The sequence below is a fragment of the Lebetimonas sp. JS138 genome (genome assembly GCF_000523335.1).
Taxonomy (GTDB): domain Bacteria; phylum Campylobacterota; class Campylobacteria; order Campylobacterales; family Nautiliaceae; genus Lebetimonas.
The window spans coordinates 1,142,280-1,163,081 of record NZ_ATHT01000001.1 but is presented as its reverse complement, the minus strand read 5'-3'; the positions used below and the strand labels follow the sequence as shown (position 1 = coordinate 1,163,081).

Annotated in this window: 25 protein-coding genes, 2 tRNA genes and 1 pseudogene; 15 read left to right on the top strand and 13 right to left on the bottom strand. The window is 31.7% G+C overall.

Annotation, left to right across the window (positions count from 1 at the left end; genetic code table 11):
- The first annotated feature begins 2 nt into the window (after nt 1–2).
- Together DZ67_RS0106675 and DZ67_RS0106670 are read left to right on the top strand one after the other, a co-directional pair.
- Nucleotides 3–2,435: an HD domain-containing protein gene (locus DZ67_RS0106675; protein ID WP_024790925.1), complete on the top strand. Its 2,433-nt coding sequence runs from the start codon at nt 3–5 to the stop codon at nt 2,433–2,435.
- Entirely contained in the window at nt 2,432–4,093 is a 1,662-nt protein-coding gene (locus DZ67_RS0106670) for a GGDEF domain-containing protein (protein WP_024790924.1), read from the top strand. The genes DZ67_RS0106675 and DZ67_RS0106670 overlap by 4 nt, the downstream gene beginning before the upstream one ends.
- On the opposite strand, the gene DZ67_RS11085 is transcribed toward DZ67_RS0106670, so the two are convergent.
- Nucleotides 4,083–4,421 (bottom strand): exonuclease domain-containing protein, encoded by a 339-nt coding sequence (locus DZ67_RS11085; protein ID WP_255327595.1) that lies wholly within the window; start codon nt 4,419–4,421, stop codon nt 4,083–4,085. The genes DZ67_RS0106670 and DZ67_RS11085 overlap by 11 nt on opposite strands.
- The gene (locus DZ67_RS11080; protein WP_255327594.1) at nt 4,381–4,833 is read right to left on the bottom strand and encodes an exonuclease domain-containing protein; all 453 of its coding nucleotides are present in this window, start codon (nt 4,831–4,833) and stop codon (nt 4,381–4,383) included. The genes DZ67_RS11085 and DZ67_RS11080 overlap by 41 nt, the downstream gene beginning before the upstream one ends.
- Before the next feature lie 143 nt (nt 4,834–4,976).
- Here DZ67_RS11080 and aroF point away from each other — a divergent pair, with 143 nt between their 5' ends.
- Together aroF and pyk are read left to right on the top strand one after the other, a co-directional pair.
- On the top strand, nt 4,977–6,035 hold the full coding sequence (gene aroF, locus DZ67_RS0106660) for a 3-deoxy-7-phosphoheptulonate synthase (protein ID WP_024787877.1): 1,059 nt from the start codon (nt 4,977–4,979) through the stop codon (nt 6,033–6,035).
- 209 nt (nt 6,036–6,244) lie between these two features.
- Nucleotides 6,245–7,627, top strand: a complete 1,383-nt coding sequence (gene pyk / locus DZ67_RS0106650; RefSeq protein WP_024791922.1) for a pyruvate kinase — start codon at nt 6,245–6,247, stop codon at nt 7,625–7,627.
- Nucleotides 7,628–7,746: 119 nt separating this feature from the next.
- Here the strand turns inward: pyk and DZ67_RS0106645 are convergent, their stop codons facing one another.
- The 4 genes from DZ67_RS0106645 to argF all read right to left on the bottom strand — a co-directional run bounded on the left by DZ67_RS0106645 (nt 7,747) and on the right by argF (nt 10,363).
- Entirely contained in the window at nt 7,747–8,154 is a 408-nt protein-coding gene (locus DZ67_RS0106645) for a Fur family transcriptional regulator (RefSeq protein ID WP_024791921.1), read from the bottom strand.
- A 70-nt stretch (nt 8,155–8,224) separates the two neighbouring features.
- A complete protein-coding gene (locus tag DZ67_RS0106640; protein ID WP_024791920.1) occupies nt 8,225–8,980 on the bottom strand; it encodes a peroxiredoxin in 756 nt (251 codons plus the stop codon).
- A 97-nt stretch (nt 8,981–9,077) separates the two neighbouring features.
- Nucleotides 9,078–9,449, bottom strand: a complete 372-nt coding sequence (locus DZ67_RS0106635; RefSeq protein WP_024791919.1) for a DUF2603 domain-containing protein — start codon at nt 9,447–9,449, stop codon at nt 9,078–9,080.
- Entirely contained in the window at nt 9,434–10,363 is a 930-nt protein-coding gene (argF, locus tag DZ67_RS0106630) for an ornithine carbamoyltransferase (protein WP_024791918.1), read from the bottom strand. The genes DZ67_RS0106635 and argF overlap by 16 nt, the downstream gene beginning before the upstream one ends.
- Nucleotides 10,364–10,415: 52 nt before the next feature.
- Here argF and ribA point away from each other — a divergent pair, with 52 nt between their 5' ends.
- The 8 genes and pseudogenes from ribA (at nt 10,416) to DZ67_RS0106595 (ending at nt 15,020) form a co-directional block, all read left to right on the top strand.
- Nucleotides 10,416–10,973 carry a GTP cyclohydrolase II gene (ribA, locus tag DZ67_RS0106625; RefSeq protein ID WP_024791917.1) on the top strand — a complete coding sequence of 186 codons (558 nt, stop codon included), beginning with the start codon at nt 10,416–10,418 and terminating at the stop codon, nt 10,971–10,973.
- Nucleotides 10,974–10,995: 22 nt separating this feature from the next.
- Nucleotides 10,996–11,532, top strand: a complete 537-nt coding sequence (gene rsmG / locus DZ67_RS0106620; RefSeq protein ID WP_024791425.1) for a 16S rRNA (guanine(527)-N(7))-methyltransferase RsmG — start codon at nt 10,996–10,998, stop codon at nt 11,530–11,532.
- Complete coding sequence (locus DZ67_RS0106615; protein WP_024791916.1) at nt 11,520–11,714, top strand: PP0621 family protein; 195 nt, start codon at nt 11,520–11,522, stop codon at nt 11,712–11,714. Before rsmG ends, DZ67_RS0106615 begins: the two co-directional genes overlap by 13 nt.
- The gene (locus DZ67_RS0106610) at nt 11,701–12,078 is read left to right on the top strand and encodes a hypothetical protein (RefSeq protein ID WP_024791423.1); all 378 of its coding nucleotides are present in this window, start codon (nt 11,701–11,703) and stop codon (nt 12,076–12,078) included. Before DZ67_RS0106615 ends, DZ67_RS0106610 begins: the two co-directional genes overlap by 14 nt.
- Nucleotides 12,075–12,608 (top strand): PAS domain-containing protein, encoded by a 534-nt coding sequence (locus DZ67_RS0106605; protein ID WP_024791422.1) that lies wholly within the window; start codon nt 12,075–12,077, stop codon nt 12,606–12,608. Before DZ67_RS0106610 ends, DZ67_RS0106605 begins: the two co-directional genes overlap by 4 nt.
- Nucleotides 12,598–13,452: pseudogene (locus DZ67_RS11315) on the top strand (methyl-accepting chemotaxis protein); the annotation flags it as partial. The gene DZ67_RS0106605 and the pseudogene DZ67_RS11315, both read left to right, overlap by 11 nt.
- 24 nt (nt 13,453–13,476) lie before the next feature.
- Complete coding sequence (locus tag DZ67_RS11310) at nt 13,477–13,953, top strand: CZB domain-containing protein (protein ID WP_442911236.1); 477 nt, start codon at nt 13,477–13,479, stop codon at nt 13,951–13,953.
- Nucleotides 13,941–15,020 carry an FtsW/RodA/SpoVE family cell cycle protein gene (locus tag DZ67_RS0106595; protein ID WP_035907208.1) on the top strand — a complete coding sequence of 360 codons (1,080 nt, stop codon included), beginning with the start codon at nt 13,941–13,943 and terminating at the stop codon, nt 15,018–15,020. The genes DZ67_RS11310 and DZ67_RS0106595 overlap by 13 nt, the downstream gene beginning before the upstream one ends.
- 183 nt (nt 15,021–15,203) lie before the next feature.
- Here DZ67_RS0106595 and DZ67_RS0106590 read toward each other — a convergent pair.
- Both DZ67_RS0106590 and DZ67_RS0106585 read right to left on the bottom strand, forming a co-directional pair.
- Nucleotides 15,204–15,279: transfer RNA gene (locus tag DZ67_RS0106590), tRNA-Phe, on the bottom strand.
- A 3-nt stretch (nt 15,280–15,282) separates the two neighbouring features.
- Nucleotides 15,283–15,359 (bottom strand) — tRNA-Ile (locus DZ67_RS0106585).
- Between the two features lie 77 nt (nt 15,360–15,436).
- Here DZ67_RS0106585 and DZ67_RS0106580 point away from each other — a divergent pair.
- Nucleotides 15,437–15,859 carry a phosphoribosyltransferase gene (locus tag DZ67_RS0106580; protein ID WP_024791913.1) on the top strand — a complete coding sequence of 141 codons (423 nt, stop codon included), beginning with the start codon at nt 15,437–15,439 and terminating at the stop codon, nt 15,857–15,859.
- On the opposite strand, the gene DZ67_RS0106575 is transcribed toward DZ67_RS0106580, so the two are convergent.
- A complete protein-coding gene (locus DZ67_RS0106575; protein WP_024791912.1) occupies nt 15,856–16,137 on the bottom strand; it encodes a DUF309 domain-containing protein in 282 nt (93 codons plus the stop codon). The two genes, DZ67_RS0106580 and DZ67_RS0106575, sit on opposite strands and share 4 nt — an antisense overlap.
- A 25-nt stretch (nt 16,138–16,162) precedes the next feature.
- Here DZ67_RS0106575 and DZ67_RS0106570 point away from each other — a divergent pair, with 25 nt between their 5' ends.
- Entirely contained in the window at nt 16,163–16,882 is a 720-nt protein-coding gene (locus DZ67_RS0106570) for a hypothetical protein (protein ID WP_024791911.1), read from the top strand.
- On the opposite strand, the gene DZ67_RS0106565 is transcribed toward DZ67_RS0106570, so the two are convergent.
- Together DZ67_RS0106565 and DZ67_RS10600 are read right to left on the bottom strand one after the other, a co-directional pair.
- The gene (locus tag DZ67_RS0106565) at nt 16,863–17,183 is read right to left on the bottom strand and encodes a hypothetical protein (RefSeq protein ID WP_024791910.1); all 321 of its coding nucleotides are present in this window, start codon (nt 17,181–17,183) and stop codon (nt 16,863–16,865) included. The genes DZ67_RS0106570 and DZ67_RS0106565 overlap by 20 nt on opposite strands.
- Before the next feature lie 173 nt (nt 17,184–17,356).
- Nucleotides 17,357–17,512 carry a hypothetical protein gene (locus DZ67_RS10600; RefSeq protein ID WP_156919579.1) on the bottom strand — a complete coding sequence of 52 codons (156 nt, stop codon included), beginning with the start codon at nt 17,510–17,512 and terminating at the stop codon, nt 17,357–17,359.
- Between the two features lie 236 nt (nt 17,513–17,748).
- On the opposite strand from DZ67_RS10600, the gene DZ67_RS0106555 reads away from it, so the two are divergent.
- Complete coding sequence (locus DZ67_RS0106555; RefSeq protein ID WP_024791909.1) at nt 17,749–18,672, top strand: spore photoproduct lyase family protein; 924 nt, start codon at nt 17,749–17,751, stop codon at nt 18,670–18,672.
- 5 nt (nt 18,673–18,677) lie between these two features.
- On the opposite strand, the gene murI is transcribed toward DZ67_RS0106555, so the two are convergent.
- Complete coding sequence (murI, locus tag DZ67_RS0106550) at nt 18,678–19,424, bottom strand: glutamate racemase (protein ID WP_024791414.1); 747 nt, start codon at nt 19,422–19,424, stop codon at nt 18,678–18,680.
- Nucleotides 19,421–20,737: a transcription termination factor Rho gene (gene rho / locus DZ67_RS0106545; protein ID WP_024791413.1), complete on the bottom strand. Its 1,317-nt coding sequence runs from the start codon at nt 20,735–20,737 to the stop codon at nt 19,421–19,423. Before rho ends, murI begins: the two co-directional genes overlap by 4 nt.
- Nucleotides 20,738–20,802 lie beyond the last annotated feature (65 nt).

Genomic DNA, 20,802 nt, shown 5'->3' with positions numbered 1-20,802 from the left:
AAATGCAACTGGAAGAGCTGATTTATTCAAGTAACGATGATTTTGAAATATCAAAAATTTTAAAAAAAGAGATAAAAAATTATCTTCAAAATATAAAAATTGAAGGCGGGAAAGATTTCTTTGTAAAACACACAAAAAAAATGGATTATTATATCTCGCTGATTTATAAATATTTAATGAAAAAAACTTTCGATGATTATTCACCCCCTGTGAATTCAATTCCTATTACCGTTATAGCGCTCGGAAGTTACGGAAGGGAACAGCTCTCCATTTATTCCGATATAGATATAATGATAGTTTATAAGAATATCAAAGGCTACAATATAAATTCAATAATAGAAAATTTCATTATAATGCTTTGGGATTTGGGGCTAAAAATAGGACACAGGGTTCATGAAATAAAAGATTTATTTCCTGCAAGCAACGAAGATATAACCATTAAAACCGCAATGCTTGAGAGCAGATTTATAACAGGTAGCAAATTTTTATGGGTTGAAACCCAAAATGAATTAAACAAAATAAGAAATTACAACAAAAAAGATTATATTCTGGCCAAATACGAGGAAATGCTGGAACGCCATAAAAAATATCCTGTTACAATGGAGCCTAATATAAAAGACGGATTCGGTGGAATAAGGGATTCAAATACCCTTCTATGGATAACCAAAGTACTTTTTAATTATCCCAACACATCATATTTAATACCGAAATATATTAATGAAAACGATTTCAAAGAATACAGAAGCTCACTTGAATTTTTATTTAAAACAAGAGTATACCTTCATTTAACAGCCAGGAAAAAAACTGATAATGTTATTTTGGAATATCAAAGGGAAATAGCCCTGAATTTAGGATACACCGATTCCCCAAGGTTAAAAGCGGAAAGAAAATTTATAAAAGATTTGTTAAAAGCTTTATGGAAAATAAATCTTATTACAAATATAACAATAAAAAGACTGATAAAGCCTTATTTATATAAATATCCTGTTTCGAAAATCAAAGAAACAAGAATTAAAAAAAATTTTTATTTATGTGAGGAAACCTTATATACAAGGTTTAATGTAAAAATAAAATTTAACGATTTAATAAAAACACTGATTGATACGGATTTTAAAAAATGGGATATTTCTTTAATTTCACTTTTAAAAGAAACAAAATTTCAAAAAATAAATGTTAAAAAACTTTTTTACAAAGAAAATTTATATCCTCTGTTTTTTGCACTTTATAAAGCGGAAAAACTGAGAAAACTTTTTCCGCCTTTTGAAAAAGTAAAATTTTTAGCACAGTTTGACGGATATCATCACTATCCTGTGGATATCCATTCATTATATACGTTAAAAGAAATAGAATGTCTGGACGAATTTAAAAGGCTATCAAATAAAGATAAAGCGATTCTTAGATTCAGTGCATTTTTTCACGACCTCGGAAAAGGAAGAAGCGGAGACCACTGCATAATAGGTGCCAAAATAGCAAAAAATTTTGCCCAAAATTTAGGGTTTGAATCCGACACTGTTTTTAAACTTGTAAAATATCATACATTAATGTCAAATGTGGCCCAAAGAGAAGACATATATAACGACAAAGTAATCCTTTCTTTTGCCCAAACAATGGAAAACGAACGTTTTTTAAAACTTTTATATATTTTAACCATTGCCGACATCAAGGCCGTGGGTAAAGACGTATACACCCCTTTTAAAGCAAGCCTGCTTAAAAGCCTTTATGAAAATACATTAACGGCACTAAAGCATAAAGAATTAATTAATGAAATAGCCATAAGAAAAAGAAAAGAAAATATTCTTAAAAATAAAGAAGAATTTAAAAAACTCCCAAAATCTTTTCAAATTCAGCTTTTGACTTCCCCGTCCAATCAGCTGTTTTTACAAAATGGCATTAATGAAATTTTATTAACAGCCCTGTGGCTCAAAGATACACAGAATTTTAAGTATAAAATCGAAAACAAAACACATTTGACAATTCATTTGGCAAAAGAAGACAAATTAAATTTTTCCATCGGATGGTTTTTGGAAAAAATAAAACTGCCGCTTAATCACCTTAGCATATATAAGATAGGGGAAATTAAATATTTCAAAATAGAATTTAACGATAATGTGGAAGATTTTGATATCCCTTTAATTGAAAATTACATAAAAAAAGCTTTTGAAGAAAATCAGCAAATTAAAACAAAAGTAAAATTTAAAAAAAGGGAAATAAAAATAGACTGCTTTCACTCCCCCAATTACGCTTCGATGAAAATAAAAACAGAAGATAAAAAAGGAATAGTCTCTACAATTTTACAGGTTTTGGACGATTTTAAAATAAGAGTCGAAGATGTTAAAATATCCACACAAAAAAATATAGCAAGAGATTTGTTTATCATTTCCAAAGAAAACGGCTTTTGCGAAAAAAAAGAAAATATATTAAAGGCGTTAACATGAAAAAAAGAATTTTACTTATTATTGCCTTAATTATGATTATTACCACCACTTTAAGAACCGTTGCAATTACCTACTCGTTTTTAAATTTTTCAAATACCGTAATTCAAAATGAAAATAACTTTATAAAAAGTCTTTTTCTAAATTCAAAACCCCAGGATTATAATAAACTTATAAATATAATAAACAATTCATCGCATATAAAAAACATAGCAATATTAAAAACATATAAGAATTTAAAGACAATTTACGATAAAAAAGATAAAACAATAATTTCTTACATTAAATTAAACAAAAAAAATATTATAAAAATTACATACGATGCAAAAGAATATTATGAAAAATTATTTATTGCCTTAATAAAATTAATTACAATAGGTCTAATTTCTTTAGTAATTATTATATTGACGGTAAATTATTATTTAAATCCCTATCTGGAAATTTTTGAAAATATAAATAAAAGCACAAAAGAAATTTTAAAAGGTAAATTTGACCAGCAGATATCGACTAAATTAAAAGGAGAAGCAAAAGATTTTGTAAATTCGTATAATTATTTTTTAAATAAACTCAAAGAAAGTTTCGGCGTTATAGAAAACAAATATACAACCCTTATAGAAAAAGAAAAAAGTTCCGACCCTTTAAACGATGCAAAAGAGACAATTGAACAGTTGAGTGAAATTTTTAAATTCAAAAGACTTATAGAGGAAGATTTAAATATCGAAAGTGTATTAAACAGATTAATTAATGTAATTAAAAATCAAGGAATTAATAATTTTATCTTAATAGGAATAGACAGCAATAAAAAAGAAATAATATATGAAAAAACAGAAGAAGAAGAATGCTGCGATGTAAAAGAGAATTTTCTTTTATGCAGAGCCTACAGAACTAAAAATGAAATAAATTCTTTAAAATATCCGGGTATCTGCCAAAGACATTTTTGTGAAAATAATTATATCTGCATTCCTTTTTCAAACAGCGGCAATTTTAACGGAATATTAAAAATAATGATAAATAATGAAAATGAAAAAAATAGCATAAAAAACATGCTGCCGTTTTTAAAGGCGTATTTAAATGAAATTTCATCTATTTTAGAATCTAAATATACACTTGAACTCCTCCATCAGCAGACCATCAAAGATCCCCTTACAGGACTTTTTAACAGGAGATATTTAGAAAATACGCTTCCTATTTTAATAGCTTCTGCAAACAGGGAAAATAAAAAGCTTGGATTCTTAATGATAGACATAGACCATTTCAAACAGGTAAACGATACTTACGGACATAAATCAGGAGATATAACATTGGAAAAGTTATCAGAAATTTTAAAAAAATCAATCAGAAAAAGTGATATAGCCGTACGTTACGGAGGTGAAGAATTTTTAATTATTTTACAAAACATAAAATCTATCGATGATGCAAAAAAAGTTGCCGAAAAAATAAAAAACACTATGGAAAAAACAGAAATTGAACTTGACAACGGAAAAAGTATCATAAAAACCGTAAGCATAGGTATCAGCATTTATCCTGACCAATGCAAAAAAGGGTGGGAGTGTATAAAACTGGCAGATATAGCCCTTTATGAAGCTAAAAACACAGGAAGAAACAAAGTGGTATTATTCAACAAAGAAATAAAAGAATATCAAAATTATATCAGTTCTTAAGCTTATTTTTATTTTTTCTTGGTTTTGCAAATTCAATCAAATCTTCCGCACTGAGTATCTCTTCTGGCAGATTTTCCAGACATTTTAAAAACACCCTCGCAGTTGTCCTGGCATCTCCAAGAGCCCTGTGATGGGTTTCTTCAGGCAAATCAAGCTCTTCCATCAAATATTTAAGACCGTAACGGCTGGCTTTAATGGTTTTTTGAGACAGAGTTAACGTACATACACATCTGTTGAGAAGTTTGCCTAAATTCTCTTTTTCAAACTGATAAACCAAAAAATTAAAATCAAAATCCGCAGGATGAGCCACAAAAACAGAATCTCCCAAAAAAAGCCTGATTTTTTAGTTTTTGTTTGTGAGACATCTCATTTTCCAGCATTTTTTGGCTGATTCCAGTCACTCTTTCCACAAAAACAGGAACATCATCTGCATAAATTAAAAAATCAAAACTGTCGGTTATTTTTAAATTTTTAATTTTAACCGCTCCTATTTCAATAACCTGCCCTCTTTGGGGCTTTGAATTGTTTACTTCAATGTCAACAACCACATATTCAGTATCTTTAAAAGAAATTAAAGCTGTTTTTAAAAAAACTTTTTCATCTTTTATTATTAAGGGGAGACCCTGAAACTTTAAAACATCAAACATACTCTCAAAATCAAACCCCGGATAATCTTTTTGAAAAATTCTTAAAAATTTTTCTTTACTCACTCCGTTTTTTAACAATTTAATTTTATCCATTTTTATCTTTTTTATGAAATTATATCAATTAAAATATTAAAATAACACTAATTTGGAAAAAAATTATTAATTAATAGTTTTTTTTATTGACAATACTGAAAAACTTCATTATAATTGCAAAAATTATTTTTAAAGGAATATTTATGGTATTGGTAATGAGGGTGGGAGCCAGTGAAGAAGAGATTAATAAAACAATTGAACAGATTAAAAACTGGGGTCATGAGGTAAGCGTAGCCCCGGGTGAAAAACAGGTGGTTATAGGAATTATAGGGGATAAAACAAATCTCTCCGGAAAACCTCTTAACACACTTCCGGGTGTTGCAAAAGTTTTGGAAGTATCGGCACCTTTTAAAAGGGCAAGCAGACAATTCCATCCTGAAGACAGCGTATTTGACATTGAAGGCGTAAAAGTCGGCGGAGGAAACAAAGTAATTATAGCCGGGCCTTGCAGCGTTGATACGGTAGAAAATGTGGTATATTTGGCAAAAGTTGCAAAAGAAAACGGAGCCCATATGCTAAGAGGAGGAGCGTATAAACCGAGAACTTCGCCTTATTCGTTCCAGGGACACGGCGAAGATGGTCTTAAAATGCTTATGGAAGCAAAACAGCAGACAGGACTTCCAATTGTAACTGAGCTTATGAGCATAGAAGATATCGATGTTGTATATAAATATGCCAATGTTATCCAAATAGGGGCTAGAAATATGCAAAATTTCCCGCTTCTTAAAGCAATTGGGAAACTTGATAAACCTGTTATTCTTAAAAACGGTATTGCATCGACTCTAAAAGAGCATTTAATGAGTGCCGAATACATTATGAGTGAGGGTAATGAAAAAGTAATCCTCTGTCTAAGGGGCACAAGAACATACGAACCGAGTGTTAGAAACACCATTGATGTAACACTGGTCCCTATAATGCAAAAAATGACACATTTGCCTATAATAGTAGACCCGAGTCATGCGGCCGGAAAAAGGGAATTCGTAAGCGCACTTGCTTATGCGGGTATGGCTGTCGGAGCCGACGGACTTATTGTTGAGATGCACAACTGTCCGAAAGAAGCCCTAAGCGACGGAGACCAGGCTTTATTACCAAGGGATTTTGAATTTTTAATGAAAAAACTAAAAACCCTTATTCCTTGGAGCCAAAAAGAGTGGTGGGAATTTGACGCACAAAAAGAAACAGACTGCATAAAAGTAAAATAACCTTTTTTTCTTCTTTTTTTTCATAAATTTTTGATATCAATCTGTTAAAATTTTTTGTTATAATATCTGTTATGTAAAGGAGTCTGTGATGGAAAAGGAAATTTTAACAGATTCAATAATCACCGCAAAAGAAGCACTGAAAAAAGCTCCTGAACCAAAGAAATACTTATTAAAGAAATTAAAGAATATCTGCAAATGAAAGGCCTTTAATGAAAAAAGCAAAGATAGTAGCGACACTCGGCCCTGCTTCGATAGATAAAATCGGAGATTTAATAAAAGAGGGGGTTGATGTTTTCAGACTTAATTTTTCCCATGCCGACCATAAAACCCATAAAAATTCCATTTTAAAAATAAGGGAAACTGCAAAAAAACTAAATTCTAAAACAGCCATACTTCAGGACATAAGCGGCCCCAAAATAAGAATAGGCGAAATTAACGGTTTGCTTGAGCTTAAAAGAGGCGATAAAATAAGACTTGTCAAAAAAAACCCAAAAACAGTTTATGATTTAACAATCAGCTATCCTCAAATAATCGATGACGTAAAAACAGGAGAATATGTATTTTTTGCGGACGGAAGCATCCGTACAAAAGTAATAGATAAAGATAAAAATTCCATTACTCTGGAAGTAAAAAATGAAGGAGTGCTTTCAAGCAGAAAAGGGGTTAATTTTCCTCATTCCGACCTTAAAATTTCAGCTATTACCGAAAAAGATAAAAAAGATTTGATTTTTGGTGCAAGAAATAAAGTAGATATTGTCGCCATTTCATTTGTAAACTCTAAAGATGATATATTAAAAGCAAAACAGATTTTAAAACAAAACAATGCATCTCCTTGGGTTTTTGCAAAAATTGAAACAAAAAAAGGTGTTGAAAATATAGATGAAATAATCGAAGTCGCAGACGGGGTTATGGTGGCAAGAGGAGATTTGGGAATTGAAGTGGGACTTGAAAAAGTCCCCGTTATCCAAAAGAAAATAATAAGACGTGCAAATAAATTAAAAAAACCGGTAATAACGGCAACTCAAATGCTTTTATCAATGGTAAATTCCCCTTTTCCGACACGTGCCGAGGTTAGCGATGTGGCAAATGCGGTAATGGACGGAAGCGATGCGGTAATGCTCAGTGATGAAACCACAGTTGGGAAATATCCTGTTAATGCAGTTGAAACATTGAAAAAAGTAATAATTGAAACCCAATATATTTATCCGTATAATAAAAGATACGAAATCCAAGACATCGACGCCATTGCGGCAAGTGTTTCCGATTTAGACAAAGGTATAAATCCCAAGGCTATTGTATGTTTCACAAGTTCAGGAACAACTGTAAAAAGTATTGCAAAATACAGGCCGAAATCTCCTATTATCGCTGTAACGCACAGTAGAGTTACCAGCAGAAAATTAAAAGTTGTCTGGGGAGTTGAAAATATAATTGAAGTTCCTAAAATAAAAAATCCTGAAAGATTGATTGATAAATTCCGTGAAATTGCTTTACAGGACAATATTTTAAGACCCAAAGACAAAATTATTGTCACAATGGGAAGTATTGTGGGAAAAGAAGGAACTACAAATATGATAAGGATTATTGAAATTTAAATAATTTCAATATCAAAATAAAATTCTATTTCCGGAAAATTTTTATATAAAAACTCTTCTATTGTTTTTCTAATTTCTCCAGCTAATTTTTCATTATGAGAAGCATAAACAATGGCAATTTATTTTTTTTTCATTTCTTTTTTGCATTCTTTACAAATTCCGTAAATATAAAGCTCTTTTTGTGTATCAGGGAATTTTTCCTCTATATCGTTTATAATACTTTTATTCAAAGGCACATCTATAACTTTGCCGCAGTTTTTACATATAAAATGGGCATGGTCTTCTTTGCTTAATTCGTATTTTGGCTTTTGATGCAGGCAAACTTCGCTTATAATGCCCTCTTCTTTTAAAGAGGTAATATTTTTATAAATAGTTGCAAGAGAAATGCTTGGAAACATCTCTTTTATTTTTTCATAAATTTCCTCAATACTTGCATGCCCCTGATTTTCAAGTTCTTTTAAAATAGCGAGTCTTTGAGGTGTTGTCTTGAGAGTAGAATTATCAAGAATATTTTTTATATTTTTCATATTAACCTTTCTTTCTGTTTTTTAAAAAACATATAAAGAAATATTTTTTAAAAAACAGAAAAAGAAGAAATTAAGCGTTTTTAAACGCTTTTACCATTTCTTCCATTTCTTTTACATCATTTTCATCTATTAAATCTTCTATTGTTACATAACCTCCGACATTTCCTGTCATTGGTTCTACATCAGTGTTAACAGGAAGTGTTTTTTTACCAGGTTTCCAGTTTGCAGGACAAACTTCTCCAGTTTTATATGCATGCTGATGAGCAATAATTTGTCTTAAAAATTCTTTTACGCTTCTACCTACCGGTGGAGCTTGAACTTCTTCAGCTACAATTTGTCCGTCTGGATTGATTAAAAATCTTCCTCTAAGAGCAAGTCCCGCACCTTCAATTAATACACCGAATTTTCTACTGATTTCACCGGTTGGGTCCTGAGCAATTGTAAGTTTAAGATCTTTCAAAAGTGGTTCGGTTTCCACAAATCTTTTATGTGAAAATTTAGTATCTGTTGAAACAGCCAATACCTCTACCCCAAGTTCTTTTAAAAACGGAAGTGCTGCATTCATTGCTGCAATTTCAGTTGGACATACAAATGTAAAATCTGCCGGATAAAAGCATACTACTGTCCATTTTCCTTTATAATCTTCGCTGCTGACTTCTGTATAATGACCAGACTCCGCATTATAAGCTTCCGCTTTAAATTCAGGCATTTCTTTTAATACCAATACTCCGCTTTGTGTTTGAACATTTTCCATGTTTACCTCCTCTTTTTGTGTTTTATTTTCGGCTTCTTTAGCCAATTGTTTTGTATCTTTTTCGCATGCCATTTGGCACTCCTTTATTACTTTTTGTTACATTGCAATTATAATTAAAAAAATATTTATTTGTCAAGGAAAAAATAAAAAAAAGGAAAAAATTTTTCTTTTAGAAGATATTATCTACATTTATATCATAAAACAGATTCGGATGTTCTGTTTTTATTTTTCTAACAACATCATTAATATTTTTATCAGGATGTTCCTTCATCTCTTCCAATACCACAGCTTTTACATCGTCATAATCAATCGGAAACTCGCTTAAAATAGCTTTTTCAAGTTTTAAATCAAAATTTTCTTTTAACAGTTTTTTCATCCCTTCTATTAATGATATATATTCTTCAAAATTCAGGGCCACTTTTATTTTATCGTCTATTTCTATAATCCAAAGAGAACTTTTTTTATCGCCTTCTTTTAATTCATAATCCATACATTTTATTATTGCCGGATTGGGAGAAATTTTTTTTATTTTTTCAACCATACCATTAAACCTTTTTGTGCATGAAGTCTGTTTTCCGCTTCAGCAAATATTGCCTCTTCATATTTTTCAAACACTTCTTCGCTCACTTCATATCCCCTGTATGCCGGAAGACAATGTAAAAATATTGCGTCTTTTTTAGCCATAGTCATTAATTCATTATTTACCTCATATCCTTTAAAATCTTTTATTCTTTTTTCTTTTTCGTTTTCTTGCCCCATACTGACCCATGTATCGGTAGTAACAACATCTGCATTTTTTACGGCAAGTTTAGGGTCATTATAAAAATTAATCAAAGCACCGCTGACTTTGGCAAATTCAAGCGCTTTATTTTTAATAAAATTATCCACTTCATAGCCTTTTGGTGTCGCTATATTCAAATTAAATCCTAAAATACCCGCTAAAATTGCCCAGGAATGTGCCATATTGTTGCCGTCCCCCACATAAGAAACCAACATTTTTTCAGGACTGCGAAAATCAAATTTTTCAAATTCAATCACAGTCATTAAATCGGCTAAAAGCTGAACCGGATGACAAAGGTCCGTAAGCCCGTTTATTACCGGCACACGTGAGTATTTTGCAAATTCGCTAAGCCTTTCCTGTCCGAAAGTTCTAATCATCACCAAATCGACCATTCTTGAAATAACCCTTGCAGTATCTTTTATAGGCTCTCCCCGTCCAAGCTGAATATCTCGGCTGCTTAAAAAAAGACCGTTTCCACCGAGCTGGTTTATTCCCGCTTCAAAAGAAACCCTCGTTCTTGTTGAACTTTTTTCAAAAATCATAGCAAGCTGGGTATTTTTTAAATAAGGTTTAAAAATTTTGGCTTTTGTCTCTTTTTTTATCTGAAACGCCAGTTTTATTATTTCTTCTATTTCCTCTTTTTTATAATCTATAAACCACAAAAAATGTCTCATTTCTATCCTTTATCTGAATTAAGATATAATTTTATCAAAAAAAGGAGTTTTTTTGAAAATTTCGCAAACAGCCAATCTCCCGACAAGATACGGAAAATTTAAAATACGCTCATACATAGAAAACGATAAAGAACATCTGGTTATTTTCACAGAGAATTTACCCCAAATACCTATTGTAAGAATTCACAGCGAATGTTTAACAGGCGATGCGCTGGGAAGCCTTAAATGCGACTGCGGAGAACAGCTTGAAGAGGCTCTCAAAACAATAAATGAAAAAGGAGGAATGGTAATATACCTAAGACAGGAGGGAAGAGGAATAGGGTTATTTAACAAAGTAAACGCCTATGCCCTGCAGGATGCGGGACTTGATACCGTGGAAGCCAATCATCAGTTGGGATTTGAGGCGGATATGAGAGATTTTGGTATAGTGGAAAAAATCCTAAAAGATTTCGGTATTAATAAAATAAGGCTTTTAACAAACAATCCAAAAAAAGAATTCGCTTTTAAAGAAATAGAGGTGGTTGAAAGAATTCCTATAATTGTAAAACCAAACCCTTACAACGAATTTTATTTAAAAACAAAAAAAGAAAAACTCGGACACAAATTGTGAAATAAAAAAAGGATAATAAAAAATGAATAAAAAATACGAAATATTTGCAAATGAGCTGTTAAAATGGAATAAAACACATAAATTTACCAATTACACCACAAAAGAAGAAATTTTTGCCCAAATCGAAGATTCTCTTTTTCCACTCGAATATATCAAAAAGGCAAAAACCGCTGCTGATGTGGGCACGGGAGCCGGATTTCCGGGACTTGTCTTAGCAATTGCCTTACCTAATACAAAATGGTATTTAATTGAACCTTTAAAAAAAAGATACAGTTTTTTAAATTATATAAAAATACTCTTAGGTTTAAACAATGTGGAAGTGATTCCAAAAAGAGTGGAAAAATCGGATATCGGCAAAGCGGATTTAATCACAAGCCGGGCGGTTATGAAAACAGACGATTTTTTAAATTTGGTAAATCCTTTTTTAGATAAAAATGGTACAATACTTTTATATAAAGGTTCCAATGCTTTGGAAGAACTGGGGGGAATAAATGCTAAAATTATTAATAAAAAAAACAGAAATTATGTTTTTATAAAGGCAAAGCAATGGGTAAAATAATTGTATTTTTAATTATTATAGGAGTTGTTTATTATATGTTTAGACCAAATAAAAAAATTAAAAAAGATAATGATGAAAATGAATTCGTTCAGTGTGAAAAGTGTAAAACATTTGTATTAAAAAAAGACGCAAAATTTAAAAACGGAAAATATTACTGCAGGGAATGCGATGCTGATTCTTGAAAAACCCTTTAGCAATGAAAATTTTATAAAAGTAAGCTCAATTGAAGAAATAAAAAACACTCCTTCAAACACAACAATAATTTTTGAATATAACGATAAATTAATTGACACATTTGTTTTTTGCAAAAAAAACGATATTGCCTACGGTGTTATAATCAATTCGGTAAAAGAGCTGATTTTTATTGCCAATTTAAACGCAAAATACGCATTTACAGACAGTTTGCAAAAAGCTGAAATTTTTCAGAAAACCGCTGAAAATTATTTATTGGATACAAAAATAATTTTTTTGGCAGATTCTCTTGAAAAAATAGAAGTTTTGGTAAAATACCGAATAGACGGAATCAAAGTAAAGGATGAAAAATGAAAAAGCCAAGAATTACCCCTATAGAAAAAGAGTATATCTTAAAAGAAGAGGATTTTATTGTAAGTAAAACAGATTTAAAAAGCAGAATTTTATACGGTAATGAAATATTTATAAAACTGTCCGAATATGGCGAAAACGAATTATTGGGCTCACCCCATAATATACTGAGACATCCGGATATGCCGAGATGTGCATTTAAAATTTTGTATGAGCATATTCAAAACGGAAAAGAATGGTTCGGATATGTCAAAAACTTAAGAAAAGACGGAGGATATTACTGGGTAATGGCAAATATTTCCCCGACATTTGACGCTAACGGAAGCCATATAGGATATTATTCCGTAAGAAGAAAGCCAAGAGATGGATTTAAAAATATAATTGAGCCGCTGTATCAAAATTTACTTTCCATTGAAGCAAGCGAGGGGATGGAAGCCGGAGTTGATGCCGTAAATGAACTTTTGAGCTCAAAAAATATGAATTTCAATGAATTAATGATAAAAATTCAAAAAGGAATTATCAATGAACTCTAAAACTTTAAATTATTTAATTGCACTGATTTTTTTAATAATGGCAAGAATACAGACTTTAAATCAAGAAAAAAAAGATAATTTAAAAGAAAAAATTAAAGAGGTTTTAAAAAAAGCACAAAACGGAAATTTTCAGCCGAGAATCACCAATATTAATAAAAATTCAGAATTTCACGATGCAGCATGGGCACTGAATAATCTGCTTGATCAGCTTGAGGCTTTTGAAAAAGATCTTTCATATTCCATAGAAGCGGCGGAAAACGGAATCGATTACAGGGATATTCCGATTGAAGGATATAAGGGAAAATTCAAATTTACCGTTGAAAAGGTAAACAAAGCGATTAAATCCATCTCAACGGCAATAAAAGAAACCAAAAGAAACGAACTTGCAATAGAACTTAACAATTTAGGGGGAGGAATAAATAAACAGTTAAACGAAATTAAACTCTCTCTTGATGAAAAACTGAAAGAATTTATGCAAAAAATAGATTCCCTTTCAACCGAAATTTATGAAGGAGCGGATAAATCCTCTCAAAAAACAATTAACCTTTCAAATGTATTAAATGAACTTATTAACTTTATTTCCCATACAAACGAAGCCATTAATATGCTTTATAACAGAACGGAAGAGATTGGAAAAATTGTTGAATTAATCACCGATATTGCCGACCAGACAAACTTGCTGGCGCTCAATGCGGCAATAGAGGCTGCAAGGGCCGGTGAACACGGAAGAGGTTTTGCGGTGGTTGCCGACGAAGTAAGAAAACTTGCTGAGAGAACACAAAAGGCGACAAGCGAAATATCAATAACAATCAAAACCCTTCAGCAGGAAACCAGTGAGATTCAGTCAAATTCTGAAAAAATAACATCTATGGCAATAGAGTCAAAAGACGATGTGGATGAAGTTTCCGCAATGATTGAAGGATTCAGGGACAAATCGCTTGAAAACAAAAAATATGTGGATTTGGCAAGTTTGAGATTATTGATGGATTTAGCCAAATTATCACATTTGATATATAAGTTAAATGCCCAAGATTCAATTGTAGAAGAAAAAGAGATTCCTTTAACAAAAGATAATGAATGTGAATTTGGAAGATGGCTGCTAATGCAGGATACTGTAAACAAAATAGGCTGTTATCCTGAATATAAACAGATTAAAGACACACTGCATAAAAAAATCCACGCTTTAACAAACAGAGCTTCGGAATGTATTCCTGAACACTCATGCATAAACCAAAAAGACAAAATTATAGAAATTTTCAAAGAAATAGAACATGCCTCCGAATCACTCGAAAAAACAATGGATATACTGTTTGAGAAATATTCCGAAAAACCATGCAATACTTAAAAAAATTTGATTTTTTTCTTCTTTTTTTAATACTGCCTTTTATAATAATAAGCCTCGTTTTAATAAACGAAATTTCGCATAAACTTTTTTACAAAGAGCTTATTTATATAGGCATAGGTGTTTTTGTATTCATAACGGTATATCTGATACCGATAAGAAAACTTTTATGGCTTATCCCGATAATATACTGGCTGAATGTAGTGTTGCTTATTGCCGTTGATATTTTCGGCGTAAAAATTCTCGGAGCCAAAAGATGGCTGAGAATACCACTGGTAAATGCGACAATTCAACCCGCAGAATTTATGAAAACAACACTTTTGCTTATGCTGGGATACTTAATTTACAAATACCCGCCCAGGCCTCTTTATTCATTTAAAGAATTTTTAAGGCTGTCCGTTTACATAATAATACCTTTTATTTTAATTGTAAAAGAGCCTGATTTGGGAACCGCTCTTATTACTTTAATAATAGGTTTCGGTGTTCTTTTTATAATAGGGGTAGATAAAAAAGTGTGGCTCGGCATTGGAATTTTCAGCATTTTATTTGCACCTGTTTATTATAAGTTTTTTATGAAGGATTATCAAAAAGAAAGAATCGAACATTTTCTAAATAAACCCGGTTACCATGTAAAACAGTCGATTATTGCCATCGGAAGCGGAGGGCTTAAAGGCAAAAGCAAAAAAAACGCCTCGCAGGCAAATTTAAAATTCCTACCCATTGTAAGTAGCGATTTTATTTTTGCCTATCTTGTTGAAAGATTCGGATTTTTGGGCGCACTGTTTGTAATCGGCTTGTATTTTCTGCTTATAGCTTATCTTATTGACAAAGCGGAAAAATTAAAAGACGATTATTTTGCAAAAGTGATGTACGGAGGGGTTGGAATAATGATTTTTACCTATGCTTTTATCAATATGGCAATGACTATGGACCTGGCTCCCGTGGTAGGGGTCCCTCTTCCGCTTATAAGTCACGGGGGAACAAGTTTTATTAATTTTATGATACTTTTTGCAATACTTGAAAATCTGGTCTCAAGAAAAGATTTTATTCACACATACGGGGTAAAGTAGTGAATGGCATATAACATTATCAATTATTCATTGATTTTATAGTACCAGGACACTATATTGACACTAATTCTATTTATATTATTCATTTTCCATTATTAATCATTTATTATTCAATATACAGTGCCAGACACTATATTAAATAATGATTTTACATTTTTATCTTTTCATTTTACATTATAATGGTGGTGCCCAGGGACGGAATCGAACCGCCGACACAGGGATTTTCAGTCCCTTGCTCTACCGACTGAGCTACCTGGGCAGGTGGTGGGCTCGGCAGGACTCGAACCTGCGACCAACCGGTTATGAGCCGGTTGCTCTAACCAACTGAGCTACGAGCCCAAACGGATTGAAATTATATCGATTTTTTTTTTTAAATGCAAGGGTAAAAATAGTATAATTTTAAAAAAAGGAAGTTTATGAAATTTTATTCTTATGAAGAAATGAAAATTGATTTAGAAAGAAATCAAATCCCAAAACCGGATGCAATAGTGGCAATAATCAGGGGCGGAATGACTTTGGCTCATCATTTAGCTGAAATTTTCAATCTTAAAGAAGTTTTTACAATAAATGCAAGTTCTTACGATAAAACAACAAAACTTTCAAAACCAAAAGTCTGGAATATTCCAAATTTGGAAAATTACAAAAATATTTTAGTGGTGGATGATATAAGCGACAGCGGTGATACTTTTTTGGAAGTTATGAATAAATTAAAAACAAAATATCCCGATAAATTTTTCAAATCTGTTTCTATTTTTTATAAACCTGCATCAAAATTCAAACCTGACTTTTATTTTCATGAAACAAAAGAGTGGATAGAATTTTTCTGGGAAAAATATTAAGGCTTATATTTTCTGACAAATTCAGCAGTTTTTTTTATATTTTCATCTAAATCGTAATATTTTTCATATTTTTCAAAATTTTTCCAAACCAGCTTATATCCGTCTCTTTTTCTTTTTTTAAGCTCCATCGCCACGGCCGCATTTATAAGTCCTTTTAAAGCCCATTTTAAATCATTATCACTTTTTCTAATTTTATGCCACTCAGCTTCTAATATTTCATGTGCTTCGAAATATTTTTCTTTAATTATCAGTTCTTTAAAAATTTCAAGTTTTTCCATATAATTCCTTTAAAAAGGTTTTTTAATGCTCAACATTATAACCGCTCTTTACATAGAAGCAAAAGAGATTATAAAACATTTCAGTTTAAAGCCTGATTCCTCTTTGTTTCGAAACGGTTACATCAATCTTGCCGTCACAGGAAGCGGTAAAATAAATTCCGCTGTTTCCACAGCAGTTGTTTTACAAAAAGATCGTTATCCCAGCATTAATTTCGGTATTGCGGGAAGCAATTGTTACGAAATAAACCGGGGATTTTTTATTTATAAAATCAAAGATTTATGTTCTCAAAAAGAATATTATCCGGATTTCTTCTCAGAACCCTCCTCTGAAATAATATGTGTGGATAAAACAGGGGATTATTATAATCTTGTGGATATGGAAAGCAGCGGTTTTTTCGAAGCGGCTTACAAATTTTTAAACGTTGAGGAAATAATGCTTTACAAAATCGTAAGCGACACGCCGTTAAAAAAACCTGATGAAAAAGAAATACCGTCTTTAATAAAAAGCCATCTGACTACAATAGAAAAAATTTTGGACACGCTTCCTAAAAAAGAAGATTTTTTTAAAGATATTTATACAGCGCTCAGCGAAGCGGAAAAGAAAATGAAACTTACAAAATCACAAAAAGAAAAATTAAAACAAATTTTAACCTTTTATAAAATCAAAGAAAAAAATTTTCCAGATTTTCCGGTATTAAAAAACAAAAAAGAGGTTCAGGAATTTATTACCAGTTTAATTTTTTAACCTCTTTTTTAGAAACATTTTTCTCTGATGTACCGACTTTTGAGGTTCTGTTTGACTCATTGAATTCATTTCCCACAACATTGGAACTCACACCTCCCCATGCACTTGAATCATTTAAAAAATCAATTTTCATACAAGGATGTGTTAAACAGTCAAGATTTGAAGAACTTGGGTCTTTATACGGTTTGGCCAACGGATGATACCATAACCAGCTGTCAATTGATAAATGTATTTTAGCTCCGTAAGGAATCGAATGAGTGGTTGAAAATGTAATATTCTGCTCTCCGTTTCCAATATTCATATTTAAAGGTAGTATTAATTTCTTTTTCCACACCTGCTATACTATTTACTTTTATTCTTCCGTATCTGAATTGAATATTTTTATTTATATCTTTTCCAATCCACTCTTGTAATGAATTATTACCGTCTGTTAAATTAATTTTTTTATTAGGTGTCCATACAGCAGTGTCATAATTATCTGCTGTATAAGCTGAAATAGTAAAATTTAAACCAGGTTTTATTTATATCATTTATATCGTAAATTGTTGTAGCAGATTTAATATATCTTTGATTATCTGGTGTATCTTTTTCATCTACTTTAGCAAATTCACTTCCTAACTCCTTTAACATTATCAACTGTACCAGAATTAATAGAATTATAATTTTTATCAACCGCTTTTATTGTTATATTAAAATCTTCACCCGCTCTTTTATACTTTAGACTTTATTTGTATTAAACATACTTTATTGTTATTATCATTTGTAAGTATATTTAATAAAATTTTTATCATCATAAATTGCTATTTTTACATCTTTTCTATGCTATTATTATAACATAAATAATTAATATATATTTAAGGAAACGGATGATTGTTTATCTTGAAAAAAAAGCACAAAATTATGAAATAACAGAATATATAATCAAAAAATTCAATCCGAAAGTTATAACAATCACACATTATAAAGATATTTTCAACAGAAGCCGTCAAAATTTTAACTGGCAAAAATCCCAAAACAGACTGATTCTGGCAGTAAAAGAGAATGTTTCCTTTTATAAAGGAAGCAAATTCTGCAATTCAAAAGGTTATGAAAATTTTTATTACTCCACCCAGATTCTCGGATGCGTTTATAACTGCGAATACTGCTATATAGGGGGGATGTATCCGAGCGGTTATCCTGTAATTTTTGTAAACGAGGAAGATTTTATAAAAGAAGCCGAAAAACTGAAAAACGCATTTATCCCCATAAGTTATGAAAGCGATTTGGCGGCGTTTGAAGGAATATACCCGTTTCATAAAAAATGGGTTGAGCTTGCAAGAAAAAGAGACGATTTACTGATAGAAAGCCGCACAAAATCGGCAAATGTTTCAAAACTTCCTGACAATCCTCCCAAAAATTTTATTTTGACATTTTCACTTTCTCCAAATGAAATAACAAAATTTGAAAAAAAAGCCCCGAATCTTGAAAAAAGGATAAAAGCCCTGAATTTGACCCTTAACAAAGGGTATAATGTGGAAATTGCAATAGACCCTATTATAAAAACAGAAAACTTCAGAGAAATTTACAAAAATTTTATAAAATATCTGAGCGAAAATATAAACTTAAATAAAATAAACAATATAGAAACAGGCGCTTTCAGGATGAATAAAGATTTTTTAAAACGTCTTAAAAAGATTCATTTAAGCGAGGTAACATGGTATCCGTATGAAATAAAAAACAATGAAGCGAGATACAAAGACGAAAAAGAACTGGTTGAATATGTAAAAAACTTGACTTTATCATTTAATTAAATCTTTTATTTTTCAATTATATCAAGCCATTCTTTTGCTTTGTTTCTTAGACCGTCCGGGTCGTCGCTTGCAAGCAGTTTTATTGAAGAGGATTTTTTAGGGGTAAGATTATATTCGTTTTTCAATAGTTCCACTATTGCCTGACCTGAGTGTATAAGTTTTGCATTGGGAAAATATTTTTGAAGCGAATTTGATAAAAAAGGATAGTGAGTACATCCTAAAATTACGATATCAATTTTTTCTTTTTCGATATTTTTAAAATAAAGCTCAAACACTTCATTTATAATTTTACCTTCCGTTATACCCTCTTCCACAAACGGCACAAACAGAGGCGTGGCAATTGAAATTATATTTTTAAATCCTTTTTGTTTAAGAAGTTTTTCATATTTTCCGGAATTAACGGTTCTTTTTGTGCCTATAAGCAGAATGTTTGAATTTCTGTTTTTATTCTCAAGAGCCTTCACACCGGCTTCTATCACACCGACCACCGGAAAAGAAGCCTCTTTTTTAAGCTCTTCCACAGCTGTTGCGCTTGCGGTATTGCATGCCACTATCAAAAAATCTATATTAAAATTTTTTAAAAATTCCATAGCTTCAAGGGAATAGCGTATTATTGTAGATTCGTTTTTGTTCCCGTAGGGAACCCTTGCAGTATCTCCGTAATATATTATCTCATCAAAAAGTTTTGCCTTTAAAATGGAAGAGGCGACGCTGAGCCCCCCTATTCCGCTGTCAAAAATTCCGCATTTCATTCATTAATTACACTTAAAAATTCCTGATTATTTTTGGTTTTAAGCATTTTTGAATACATTAATTTAAGCGCTTCAATTTCATCCATTTCGCTTATTATGTTTCTTATCGCCCAGACTTTTGCAAGCTCTTCCGGAGTCAATAAAAGTTCTTCTTTTCTTGTTCCTGATTTAAGCAGGTCAATTGCAGGATAAATTCTTCTATCGGCAATTCTGCGGCTGAGCACAGCTTCCATATTACCGGTTCCTTTAAATTCTTCAAAAATAACCTCATCCATTTTTGAACCTGTATCAATAAGGGCAGTTGCTATAATAGTCAGACTTCCGCCTTCTTCTATGTTTCTTGCCGCCCCGAAAAATCTTTTCGGTTTGTGAAGGGCATTTGCATCAACACCCCCGCTTAAAACCTTACCGCTTGCAGGAGTTACCGTATTATACGCTCTTGCAAGCCTTGTGATTGAATCAAGTAAAATTACAACATCTTTTCCCATTTCCACCATTCTTTTGGCTTTTTCTATAACAAGCTCGGCAACCCTTACGTGATTTTGGGCAGGTTTGTCAAAAGTTGAGCTGAAAACCTCCCCTTTTACGCTTCTTTGCATATCGGTAACTTCTTCGGGTCTTTCGTCCACCAAAAGCACCATAAGTATCACTTCGGGGTGATTTTTGGTAATCCCGTGGGCAATTTCTTTTAAAAACACTGTTTTACCGCTTCTGGGCGGTGCCACTATAAGTCCTCTTTGCCCTTTTCCTATTGGTGCAAACAAATCAAGCACTCTTCCTGTAAGTTTTGTGGGCTCGTATTCAAGTTTTAGTTTTTCGTTTGGATAAAGAGGGGTTAAATTGTCAAAAAGAGGCCTTTTTTTTGCATCTTCCGGAGGCATATAATTAATCGCCTCTATTTTTAAAAGGGCGTAATATTTTTCCTGGTCTTTCGGAGGTCTTACCTGACCTGTTACAATATCCCCGGTTCTGAGAGCAAATCTTCTTATCTGTGTCTGGGAGACATACACGTCATTTACGGAATTTTCAAAATTACCTCCAATACTTCTTAAAAAGCCGTATCCGTCGGGCATTACTTCCAAAATTCCGGTAAAAAGCAAATATCCGCCTTTTGCAACCTGTGTTTTAAGTATTTCGAACATTAAATCCTGTCTTTTGAATTCCTGAGGGTTTTCCACTCCCAAACCGTTTGCAATTTTTATAAGTTCTTCTGTCGGCATACTTCTAAGCTCTTCAATCGTATAACCTTCAACAGGTATATGGGTTCTTTGTTTATTACCGTTATGACTGGTAACATTGTTCTGATTGCTCATTAATATCCTTGCATGGTAGTAGTAATGTAGTTTTTCAGGATTTTAATTAAAATTATATTTTTTGT